The 11120-nt window shown below is 29.4% G+C and carries 11 protein-coding genes; 9 read left to right on the plus strand and 2 right to left on the minus strand.

Annotated features, from left to right (window positions below; all coding sequences use genetic code 11):
- Window positions 1-2 precede the first annotated feature (2 nt).
- A complete protein-coding gene (locus WAO74_RS11090) occupies window positions 3-1274 on the minus strand; it encodes a DUF2851 family protein (RefSeq protein WP_422162119.1) in 1272 nt (423 codons plus the stop codon).
- A 110-nt stretch (window positions 1275-1384) separates the two neighbouring features.
- Between WAO74_RS11090 and WAO74_RS11095 the strand changes: the two genes are divergently transcribed.
- The 9 genes from WAO74_RS11095 (at window position 1385) to WAO74_RS11135 (ending at window position 9642) form a co-directional block, all read left to right on the plus strand.
- Window positions 1385-2017: an NAD(P)H-dependent oxidoreductase gene (locus tag WAO74_RS11095; RefSeq protein WP_422162122.1), complete on the plus strand. Its 633-nt coding sequence runs from the start codon at window positions 1385-1387 to the stop codon at window positions 2015-2017.
- A gap of 96 nt (window positions 2018-2113) precedes the next feature.
- Window positions 2114-3577: an aminoacyl-histidine dipeptidase gene (locus WAO74_RS11100; RefSeq protein ID WP_422162124.1), complete on the plus strand. Its 1464-nt coding sequence runs from the start codon at window positions 2114-2116 to the stop codon at window positions 3575-3577.
- A gap of 187 nt (window positions 3578-3764) precedes the next feature.
- On the plus strand, window positions 3765-4529 hold the full coding sequence (locus WAO74_RS11105) for a ParA family protein (protein ID WP_422162126.1): 765 nt from the start codon (window positions 3765-3767) through the stop codon (window positions 4527-4529).
- Window position 4530: 1 nt separating this feature from the next.
- A complete protein-coding gene (locus tag WAO74_RS11110) occupies window positions 4531-5415 on the plus strand; it encodes a ParB/RepB/Spo0J family partition protein (protein ID WP_422162128.1) in 885 nt (294 codons plus the stop codon).
- Entirely contained in the window at window positions 5416-6015 is a 600-nt protein-coding gene (locus tag WAO74_RS11115) for a DUF5683 domain-containing protein (protein ID WP_422162130.1), read from the plus strand.
- 1 nt (window position 6016) lies between these two features.
- Window positions 6017-6718, plus strand: coding sequence for a 4-hydroxy-tetrahydrodipicolinate reductase (gene dapB, locus WAO74_RS11120; RefSeq protein ID WP_422162132.1), 702 nt, complete (start codon window positions 6017-6019; stop codon window positions 6716-6718).
- A 79-nt stretch (window positions 6719-6797) separates the two neighbouring features.
- Window positions 6798-8531 carry a signal peptidase I gene (gene lepB / locus WAO74_RS11125; RefSeq protein ID WP_422162134.1) on the plus strand — a complete coding sequence of 578 codons (1734 nt, stop codon included), beginning with the start codon at window positions 6798-6800 and terminating at the stop codon, window positions 8529-8531.
- Between the two features lie 202 nt (window positions 8532-8733).
- A complete protein-coding gene (locus WAO74_RS11130) occupies window positions 8734-9330 on the plus strand; it encodes a WbqC family protein (protein WP_422162136.1) in 597 nt (198 codons plus the stop codon).
- 6 nt (window positions 9331-9336) lie between these two features.
- Window positions 9337-9642: a DUF6122 family protein gene (locus tag WAO74_RS11135; RefSeq protein ID WP_422162138.1), complete on the plus strand. Its 306-nt coding sequence runs from the start codon at window positions 9337-9339 to the stop codon at window positions 9640-9642.
- On the opposite strand, the gene WAO74_RS11140 is transcribed toward WAO74_RS11135, so the two are convergent.
- Entirely contained in the window at window positions 9633-11120 is a 1488-nt protein-coding gene (locus tag WAO74_RS11140) for a lipopolysaccharide biosynthesis protein (RefSeq protein WP_422162139.1), read from the minus strand. The genes WAO74_RS11135 and WAO74_RS11140 overlap by 10 nt on opposite strands.

Genomic DNA, 11120 nt, shown 5'->3' on the forward strand with positions numbered 1-11120 from the left:
ACTTACTTTCTCAACAAACTATTTCCTATTGCACAATGTAAACATCGTTTCTTTGTGCAATAGTTGTTTTTAAGCTCTAACAAGGCCTGGCTTTCCATCGCATTTTTTGATGTAATTTTTAATTCAGAAAAATTAGAAATAATACTATTTTTTTCTGATGCTATTTGTTGAATTAAAGTGATAAATTCTTGCTCATTCACTTCACCTCTGCTTTTTAAATAGACAAATTTTAAAGGAATAATGGTATTGATGAACACTAAATCAATAAACGATTTTGTTAATTTTTTAAAAGATTTTTTAGAGGAACTTTCAAATGTATAATGCGTTTGCCAAAACGCATTTAAAGTGATAGAAAACAAGTTATAAAAATCTTCTTTTTTATTGATATTCATCAATTTCGAGAATAAATTTTCCTGTTTAAAATACAAACTAGCAAACTGTGCAATTCTTATAGTTGGAAAATTTTGAGGTCGCATTCTAAAAAATTGAAAATTGTTTTTAGAAATGGATTTTAGTTGATATTTGTGCTTTAAATAAGTATACTCTTGTTTTAATTGTTGATGATAAGCACCATCCAAATCTTCTTCTAAAAACCCTGCTTGACCAAAAAACAAGGCTGTTAATTGGTTTTCATCAAATCGAACTTTTCGAATTACAGAAAAATCAATCGAAGTTGAGAATTGTAAAAAAGCTTCTCCATTTACTTTTAAACCAAAGTTTTTCGCTAATAATTGGAACAAAACTGCTTCAAAATCATCTTTAGACTTTTTTAAAAGCTCTTTTATAAAAATTGATTTCTGTTCCAAACGTTCAAAATACAAACGTTCCAGCCAATTTTGAATCAAAAAAGTATCTACATTTTTAATTTGATTTTCGCAAAGAATAAAATTTCGCTTTTCAAAAAAGAGCTTGTTATAGTTTTGCAAAATACTTTTATCAACAAAATTCTTTATTTCAAAAGTGGGCAAAGGTTTGTTATTTTTCATAAAAACATCAGCATCTTGTTCCCAAACAACATGCAGAATTACAGCATCATAATTTATATCATCTTCGTGCTTATGCAAATACCAATCAGACGATTTTACATGTATTTCAACATTTCCAGCCCATAATTGATTATCTATTTCTAATTGGGCGTTTAAAAAATCTGGACCTTCATTTTTATTGTGAATGCCAGCTTTTCTAATTCGAATTTCTGCACCATTTGAAGTAAATAAATCAACTTTAGAGAAAAGTTTGTATTGCCATAAATAATACAAAAAATCTTCTGTCATACTTTTTTTGATTTCAATGTACAAAAAATTTATAAGTGTATAAATTATACCAATAACTTTATATATTTCTTGAACATTAAAAATATATTTTTGCAAAAAAATAATATAAAATGAATACCATAGAAAGTTTAAAATGGAGATATGCTGTTAAGAAATTTAATCAGCATAAATCGCTTTCAAAAACACAAATAGACACTTTAAAAGAAGCTTTTAATTTAACAGCAACTTCTTATGGTTTACAACCTTTAAAGCTTATAGTTATAAACAATAAAACCATACAAAAAGAACTAGTTTCACATTCTTGGAATCAGCCACAAGTTTTGGAGGCCTCACATCTTTTGGTTATTTGCGTACCAAAAGAATATGACAAAAATGAAGTCGAAAAATACTTTAATTTGGTACAGAAAATTAGAAATACAGAAAATACCATCATTGCACCTTTTAAAAAGTTTTTAACCGCAGAAATTGATAAAAAATCACAAGAAGAATTGTTTGCTTGGAACAAAAATCAAGCCTATTTAGCTTTGGGTAATTTAATGACAGTTTGTGCTTTAGAACAAATAGACGCTTGCCCAATGGAAGGTTTTATTCCAGAAAAATATGATGAAGTTTTAAAACTAAATGAACAGAATTTAAGTTCAGTCTTAGTTTTACCTGTTGGTTTTAGAGCAGATGAAGATTATATGAAAGACTTAAAAAAGGTTCGTAAGAATTTAGAAGATGTTGTACTTGAAATAAACTAAATTCGTTTTAAAAATTTAAAAGCCTTCTTAACAAAGAAGGCTTTTTTTTGGTCTTTAAAAGCTGTATTTTTGAGGACCCAATTTTAAATAAATCACATGAGTCAGGATATTAGAAATATAGCACCAAAAGTAGTTTGGAATCATTTTGCAGATTTAAATGCAGTTCCAAGACCATCAAAAAAAGAAGAAAGAATTATCCAATTTATGGTTGATTTTGGTAAAAGTATAAACCTTGAAACTTTTGTTGATAAAGTTGGAAATGTCATCATAAAAAAAGCTGCAACATCTGGTATGGAAAACAGAAAAACCATTGTTATGCAAGGTCATTTAGATATGGTGCATCAAAAAAATGCAGATACTGTTTTCGATTTTGAAACCCAAGGAATTAATATGTATGTTGATGGTGATTGGCTAAAAGCAAAAGGCACAACTTTGGGCGCAGATAATGGCTTAGGAGTGGCTGCAATTATGGCTGTTTTGTCTTCAAAAGATATTCAACATCCAGAAATTGAGGCATTATTTACCATTGATGAAGAAACTGGAATGACCGGTGCAATGGGTTTAGAAGGTGGAATTTTAAAAGGAGAAATCCTCTTAAATTTAGATACAGAAGAAGATGATGAAATTGGCATTGGTTGTGCAGGTGGTGTAGATGTAACTGCAACAAAATCTTATAAAGAAGAAAAAACTTCAAATAACGTAACTGCTTTTTCAATTGCAGTAAAAGGTTTAAATGGTGGGCATTCTGGAATGGATATCATCAAAGGTCTTGGAAATGCAAACAAAATTATGAATCGTTTGTTATTCGAAGGTTTTGAAAAATATGGCTTGCGTATTTCTGAAATAAATGGAGGAAGTTTGCGAAATGCAATTCCGAGAGAAAGCTTTGCAACTATAGTCATTGATACTATTTCTAAAGAAGGGTTTTTATCAGAAATGGTTGTACTTATCAACAAAATAAAAACAGAGTTTTTAACAATTGAAAAAAACTTAGCTATTGATATTCAAAAAGTTAATACTCCAAAGAACGTTGTAGAATTAGGAGTTCAAGAAAGTTTTATCAAAGCAATTTACGCTGCTTTAAATGGTGTTTATAGAATGAGTCCAGATGTTGATGGTTTGGTAGAAACCTCTAATAATATTGCAAGAATCATTGTAAAAGATGGAGCTATTAAAATTGGTTGTTTAACTCGTTCGTCTTCTGAAAGTAATAAATGGGATTTAGCAAACTCTCTAAAAGCTTGTTTTGAATTGGCAGGTTTTGATGTCGATTTTTCAGGAACTTATCCTGGTTGGTTACCTAATCTAAACTCAGAAATCTTGGTTATTTTAGAAAATAAATACAAAGAATTGTTTCACGAAAATCCGAAAGTTGCTGCTTGTCATGCTGGTTTAGAATGTGGAATTTTAGGTAAAAATTATCCAAACATGGATATGATTTCTTTTGGTCCAAATATTAGAGGAGCGCATTCTCCAGTTGAACGTGCACAAATATCATCAACTCAAAAATTTTGGAAATTATTATTAGAGGTTTTAAAAAATATACCAGAAAAGAACTAAAATAAACGACCAAAAAACATTTAAAAAAAGATGTATTTTAAAGTGTAATAATTGTTTAAAAACTTTAAGAAATAACTCATAAAAATCTAAATTATAATACTTTAAAACTTTATCTTTTTGTTAACATCTTTCACTGTCAGAAAGCATAATAAATTGTAATTTTACTCTTTGATAACAGAGAGTTTATATGGGCAAAATAATTGCGATTGCGAATCAAAAAGGAGGTGTAGGAAAAACAACCACAAGTGTAAACTTGGCAGCTTCTTTAGGGGTTTTAGAGAAAAAAATTTTATTGATTGATGCTGATCCTCAAGCAAATGCTTCTTCTGGTTTAGGCATTAATGTAGATGCTGTAGAATTAGGTACATACCAAGTATTAGAACATACGATTTCTGCAAGAGAAGCAGTTGTTAAAACGACCTCTCCAAATGTAGATATTATTCCTGCGCATATAGATTTAGTAGCCATAGAAATTGAGTTAGTAGATAAGCAACAAAGGGAGTATATGCTCAAAAAATCTTTGGAGGAAATAAAAAATGATTACGATTATATTTTAATAGATTGTGCTCCATCTTTGGGTTTAATTACTTTAAACTCTTTGGTAGCAGCAGATTCTGTAATGATACCTATTCAATGCGAATATTTTGCCTTAGAAGGTTTAGGGAAGCTATTAAATACCATAAAAAGTATTCAAAAAATTCATAATGCAGATTTAGAAATAGAAGGGTTACTTTTAACCATGTTCGATTCTCGTTTGCGCCTTTCTAATCAGGTAGTAGACGAAGTTAGAAAACATTTTTCTAGCATGGTTTTTAATACAATAATTAGAAGAAATACACGTTTAGGAGAAGCCCCAAGTTATGGCGAAAGTATAATTGCTTATGATGCTACTAGTAAAGGTGCTGTAAATTACTTAAATTTAGCCCAAGAATTATTAAAAAAGAATTCGTAAAATGGCAAAAGCAACCAAGAAACAAGCTTTAGGAAGAGGATTATCTGCTTTATTACAAGAATCACCCAATATTAATTCTGCATCAGATAAAAATGCAGATAAAGTTGTAGGTAGTATTATTGAAATTGAACTAGATTTAATTGATGTAAATCCTTATCAACCAAGAACTTATTTTGATGAAGAAGCTTTAAGAGAGCTAGCTAGTTCTATAAGAGAATTAGGAGTTATTCAACCTATTACTGTAAGAAAATTAGAAGGAAATAAGTTTCAATTAGTTTCTGGTGAAAGACGTTTTAGAGCCTCAAAATTAATTGGTAGCGAAACAATACCAGCTTATATAAGATTAGCAAACGACCAAGAAATGCTAGAAATGGCTTTGGTTGAAAACATACAGCGTAAAAATTTAGACCCAATAGAAGTAGCACTTTCTTACCAACGTTTAATTGATGAAATTCAATTAACCCAAGAAGAATTAAGCACAAGAGTTGGTAAAAAACGTTCTACTGTTACAAATTATCTTCGTTTATTAAAATTAGATCCAATTTTACAAACAGGAATGCGTGATGGTTTTATTTCTATGGGTCATGGACGTGCTATGATTAATGTTGATAATACTGAAGATCAATTAGCTATTTACGAGAAAATTTTAAGAGATAAATTATCTGTAAGGCAAACTGAAGATTTGGTGAAAAATCTAAAATCTGGAGCAATTGCAAAACCAAAAAAGAAGCAAATTCCAGCCTACTTGAAAAATAGTATCAAAGAAATTAGCGACTATTTTGGTCAAAAAATAGAAATATCTGCAACCTCAAATGGAAAAGGAAAAATATCAATTCCTTTTCATTCAGAGGAGGATTTTAATCGTATTAAAAAATTACTTCAATAAGTGTTTTTAAAGAAGGTCATATTTGTTTTTTATATCGCATTTTTTTCTGCGAATTTATTTGCGCAAAAAGATTCCATCCCAGATGCACCATCAATTAAAGATTTAAAAATTGATGGTAAAATAAAAACTACTCAAGCTATTTATAATCCTTTATCGCCTTCGAAAGCAGCATTTTATTCTGCTATTTTTCCTGGAGGAGGACAGATTTATAATAAAAAATATTGGAAAGCTCCTATAGTTTGGGGGGCTTTGGCATTTCCTGCATATTATTATCAAGTTAACAACAGCGAATACAAACGATTTAGAACGGCTTATAAACTAAGAAAAAATGGTTTGGTTGACGAATTTATCATTAATGGTATAGAAACTGTTTCTTTAGAAACTATGGAAGCTGCTCAAGAACAATTGAGAGAAAATAGAGATTTTTCGCTTCTATCTTTTGTTATTTTATACATTTTACAAATTGTAGAAGCCAGTGTAAATGCGCATTTGTTGCAGTTTAATACAGATGATAATTTGAGTTTTAAGCCCACTTTAATTCAAGATCCTATTAGTTTTGATATGCCAACTGTGGGTCTTACGATAAAATATAGTTTTTAAAATGAAAATCGCACTCTTAGGATATGGAAGAATGGGGCAAGAAATTGAAAAAATTGCCATTTCTAGAGGCCATGAAATTGTAATTAGAAAAGATGCTGGTGATGAAATCGACATTACTTTGGCTGATGTTGCCATCGATTTTAGTGTGCCAGATTCTGCTTACACTAATATTTCTAACTGCTTAAACAACTCTGTTCCAGTAATTTCGGGAACTACAGGCTGGTTAGCTAACTATAAAAATGCTGTTAAACTTTGTGAAGAAAAAAAAGGGGCTTTTATTTACGCTTCTAATTTTAGTGTGGGGGTAAATATTTTTTTTGAGCTCAACAAACAATTGGCAAAAATGATGAGTACTCTAAAAGATTACAACATTTCTATGGAGGAAATTCATCATACCAAAAAATTAGATGCCCCAAGTGGAACTGCAATTACGTTGGCTGAAGGTGTTATAGAAAATACATCCAAAGAAACTTGGATTTTAGGTGATAAAAATACAGCTAGTGAAATACCCATTGTTGCTAAAAGAATCCCAGAAGTTCCTGGCACGCATACTGTTTGGTATACATCAGAAGTTGATACGATAGAAATTAAACATACAGCACATAACAGAAAAGGTTTTGCTTTAGGTGCTGTTATTGCTGCAGAATGGATTTTAAACAAAACAGGCGTTTTTACGATGAAAGATGTGTTAAACATCTCATAAAAACTGTAACTTTTTTTCTATTTTGCGCCTTATTAAATATTAGAAAACTTTCCTTTTTAAGGAAAATAAAAAATACATTATGACATTTACACAATGGTTTATCTTCTTTATAGTTGTTCAAGTAATTCACTTTTTAGGTACTTGGAAACTGTATGTAAAAGCAGGTAGAAAAGCTTGGGAGGCAGCAATTCCTATTTACAATGGAGTTGTTTTAATGCAGATAATAAATCGTCCAAAATGGTGGATTATTTTGCTTTTTATACCCATTGTAAACTTGTTAATGTTTCCAGTTATTTGGATAGAAACCATTCGAACTTTTGGTTTTTACAAAAAATTAGATTCATTTTTAGTTATCGCAACTTTGGGCTTGTATATTTTTTATATCAATTATACAACAGATGCTAAATACAATGCAGAAAGAAGCATAAAACCACGTTCTGAATTGGGTGAATGGGTTAGTTCTATAACCTTTGCCATAATTGCAGCAACTTTAGTGCATACTTATTTTATGCAGCCTTTTACCATACCAACATCGTCTTTAGAAAAATCTTTATTGGTGGGTGATTATTTATTTGTGAGCAAATTTCATTATGGAGCAAGAGTTCCATCCACAGTAATTGCTGCACCAATGGTTCATGATACTATTCCATCTATACCTGTACCTTTTACTGGTATTAATTTAAATCCATCGTTTGTATCTTACTTAAAAAAACCACAATTGCCTTACACACGTTTACCAGGTTTGCAAAAAATTAAAAACAACGATATTGTTTGTTTTAATTGGCCTGCAGACACTTTGGCTACAATGTGGGGTGACACTTCTGGGAAATTTACTTACAAACCTGTTGATAAAAAAACAAATTACGTAAAAAGATGTATTGCTATTGCTGGAGATTCTTTAGAATTTAGAAATGGTTATGCTTACATCAATGGTAAGAGAAACGAATTACCTTATAGAGCTAAACTGCAGTTTTATTATACTTACGAATCTAAAAAACCAATTGACAGAAACACCTATCCAAAGTTTTTATTAGCTAAAGAAAGAACAGGCGTTTACAAAATTTTATCAGAATATTGGAACAATAGTAAGGTTCAAGATGCCATTAAAGAAAATGGAAGTTTATCTAAAATTGGAGAAGATTCTCTATACACAGAAGTAGCTGGAGGCATTAATCCAAGTTTTGCTGAAAGGTTAAAAATGATTTCTGTCGATAATAAAATCAATATTAATTTAACTGCAGAGGAAGTTGCAAGATTAAAAGAATATCCACTTACGGTTTCTGTTAAAAAGATTAATCATGGTGCAGATAAAGCTATTTTTCCACATTTAGAAAAACTACAATGGAGTCAAGATAATTTTGGACCAATTTATATTCCTAAAAAAGGAGTTACTGTAAAATTAGATGCTGAATCACTGCCCTTTTACGAGCAAATTATAAAAAATTACGAAAACAACGATTTACAAGTTGTTGGAGAAAACATTTTTATTAACGGAGAAAAAGCTGATTCTTACACTTTTAAACAAGATTATTTCTATTTAATTGGAGACAACAGACACAATTCTTTAGACGCTCGTTATTGGGGTTATGTTCCTTTTGACCATGTTTTAGGAAAACCCGTTTTAATTTGGTTTAGTTGGGATGCAAATGCGCCTAGTTTTGGTACGAAAATAAAATCTATTAGATGGGATAGAATGTTTACAACTGTTGGTGGAGATGGAGAACCAGTTTCATACAGATATTTAGTTTTTGCATTAATAGCTATTTATATAGGCTGGAGTTTTTATAAAGGGAAAAAGAAAGGTAAGAAATAAATGCTCAGTTTGTAGTTTTTCAGTTGGCAATCTAAAGTAGCAGTTTTCATTAAGTAATAAAATAAACGCAAAGATGCAAAGGTTTAACGCAAAGTTAGCAGAGAGTTTTAATCAAAATGAATTTATTTGTTTAGATGAAAATTTATTACAAACTTTTCATAGACTTGCTAAAATTTCCCCTTTGGGGAATTAAAAGGGGCTAATGTCAATATTTATTCCTACATACTTCTCTCCTATTTCACAATATTCAGAAATTATAAAATCTGAAACTATTGTATTTGAAATGGAAGATAATTTCCAAAAACAAAGCTATAGAAATCGTTGTTATATATATAATGCCAATGGTAAATTGCTATTGAACATTCCTGTAAAACATCAGCTTAAAGAAGGCAGAAAAAAAACAAAAGATACTTTAGTAGAAAATGCTTTTCCTTGGCAAGACCAGCATTTTAAATCTTTACAATCTTCTTATAGAGTTTCTCCTTATTTTGAGTTTTTTGAAGATGATATTGCTTACATCTTCGAAAAAAAATACAAATATTTACAAGATGTAAATATTGATACTTTTCTGTTTATTACAGATGCTTTGCAATTAAGTTCTTACTTTACTAAGACAGAAATTTATCAAACTAAAACATCAGAAAAAGACTTCAGATTGCTTGCAGACATTAAACATCATCCAGAAAAAATAGTAGATAACTACATTCAGGTTTTTGATGACAAACATGGTTTTATTCCTAATTTATCAATATTAGATTTATTATTTATGGAAGGTCCGAATGCAATTAGTTATTTATAATTTTTTATGTTGAAGTTTACGATACATTACTCTCTTCATTTTATAGTTCCTCTTATTATAGCATTTCTTTTTTTTAGAGATCGATGGAAAACAGTATATTTAATTTTCTTGTTTTCCATCATTGTAGATTTGGATCATTTGTTAGCAAATCCTATATTTAAAGAGAATAGATGCAGTATTAATTTTCATCCTCTGCATTCATATATTGCAATTGGATTCTACTTTTTAGGATTATTTTTTAAGAAAACAAGAATTTTATGCGTGGCATTATTGTTTCATATGCTCACAGACTCTATAGATTGCTACTTATAAAATCTTTTAGATATATTAGATATTTCTGTAGAAATATTTAATTTAACTACCAAAACTAAATAGGTTACAGTAATTAAAACACTTTTTAAGAACATATTTAAAATTGGATGAATAGGAAATTTAAGGAAATAAATATCACTAAAAGTAAAATCCCAAAAATTAAAAAGTAGGTATAATAGTGCAATTAAACCAATCATCAAAAATGATTTATCTGTAAAAGGTGTCATGGAAAATTTTCTTTTTACGAACAAAATTTTACCTGTATTTGCGCAAAAAATTACAATTAACGTTGCTAAGGCTAAACCATCTGTACCCATATCAAGTTCGTAATAAAACAATTTATTTAAAAAATAAACAGAAAAAGCCATTATTAAACTATAAGGTAATGTAATTTTATAATATTTAGAATTATTTATAATAGCGCCATTATTTCCTAAAAATCCATTGTACATTTTTAATAAAGAAATCATAAAAACAACCAGTGCTCCTCCAGCATATTGAACTGGTAATAAGCGAAATAACTCATTTATATTTGCATTAATCAATACAAAGAAGAAGCCACTAATTATTAATAAATTAATAGAACTTTTTTTATATAAAGATGCTACTTCTGTATGATTTTCTTCGTTTAAAGTCTTCGACGTTAAAGGCTGCAAAATATTTAACATTGCTCTACTTGGAGCCTCTATAAAAGAACCAATAAAAACAGCCACAGAATAATAAGCTGCAGTTTCTAAAGATTCTTTTCCAGGAATCATAAATTTATCTATATCCAAAATTATGGCACCAGCACTTCCTGCCATAATAATATAGATCGAAAAACGCAAAACCTCTTTAAAGTTATCTGGTCTTGCAAATGTAAATTTTGGCATGTACAATTTAAAGGCATACAACATCATTAATAGCATTCTTACAAAATAAGCTGCAGTTAAATAGTAAATAAACTCTTCTTTTGTTATCCAATTAAAATAGACTGCAAACAGTAAAATCATTACTGCAACTCTATTGTATAATTCTTTTAAAATGTTACCAAAAACAGTTTCGAAATGTACTTTTGCCCACGCATGAAAAACTTCAAAATAAGCGCAAGTAAAAGCTACTAAATAAATTACAAAAGTGTATTCTTTAATGATAGGATTTTCTGCTGATAAGTAATTTCCAATTTGTTCGTAAAATAAATTTCCCACAAAACCCATAGGAATCGCAATCAATAAAGGCAAAAATAATACAGATGATAAAAATTTATCTTTGTCTACTTTTGTAAAATAACTAGAGAAAAACTTTACGATGGTATGATGAATACCCAGCGCAATTAAAGGCATTAAAATATTGGAAGTTGCCAACAAATAAGTAACCAACCCATAATATTCATCTTCTAGAAAACGAGTGTATAAAACCAGTGTATTTAAACCACCAACAGCAAAACCTAAATAAATAAATAAGGTGTTTTTAAATGATTGTTTTAATACGATTCCCAT

Origin of the sequence: Polaribacter sp. (genome assembly GCF_049276715.1) — a bacterium.
Classification (GTDB): Bacteria; Bacteroidota; Bacteroidia; order Flavobacteriales; family Flavobacteriaceae; genus Polaribacter.

Coding starts and splice junctions, on each gene's coding strand:
- WAO74_RS11105 (WP_422162126.1), top strand. CDS start 3,765: ATGGGCAAAATAATTGCGATTGCGAATCAAAAAGGAGGTGTAGGAAAA.
- WAO74_RS11095 (WP_422162122.1), top strand. CDS start 1,385: ATGAATACCATAGAAAGTTTAAAATGGAGATATGCTGTTAAGAAATTT.
- dapB (WP_422162132.1), top strand. CDS start 6,017: ATGAAAATCGCACTCTTAGGATATGGAAGAATGGGGCAAGAAATTGAA.
- WAO74_RS11100 (WP_422162124.1), top strand. CDS start 2,114: ATGAGTCAGGATATTAGAAATATAGCACCAAAAGTAGTTTGGAATCAT.
- WAO74_RS11135 (WP_422162138.1), top strand. CDS start 9,337: ATGTTGAAGTTTACGATACATTACTCTCTTCATTTTATAGTTCCTCTT.
- WAO74_RS11140 (WP_422162139.1), bottom strand. CDS start 11,120: ATGGGAATCGTATTAAAACAATCATTTAAAAACACCTTATTTATTTAT.
- WAO74_RS11110 (WP_422162128.1), top strand. CDS start 4,531: ATGGCAAAAGCAACCAAGAAACAAGCTTTAGGAAGAGGATTATCTGCT.
- lepB (WP_422162134.1), top strand. CDS start 6,798: ATGACATTTACACAATGGTTTATCTTCTTTATAGTTGTTCAAGTAATT.
- WAO74_RS11130 (WP_422162136.1), top strand. CDS start 8,734: ATGTCAATATTTATTCCTACATACTTCTCTCCTATTTCACAATATTCA.
- WAO74_RS11090 (WP_422162119.1), bottom strand. CDS start 1,274: ATGACAGAAGATTTTTTGTATTATTTATGGCAATACAAACTTTTCTCT.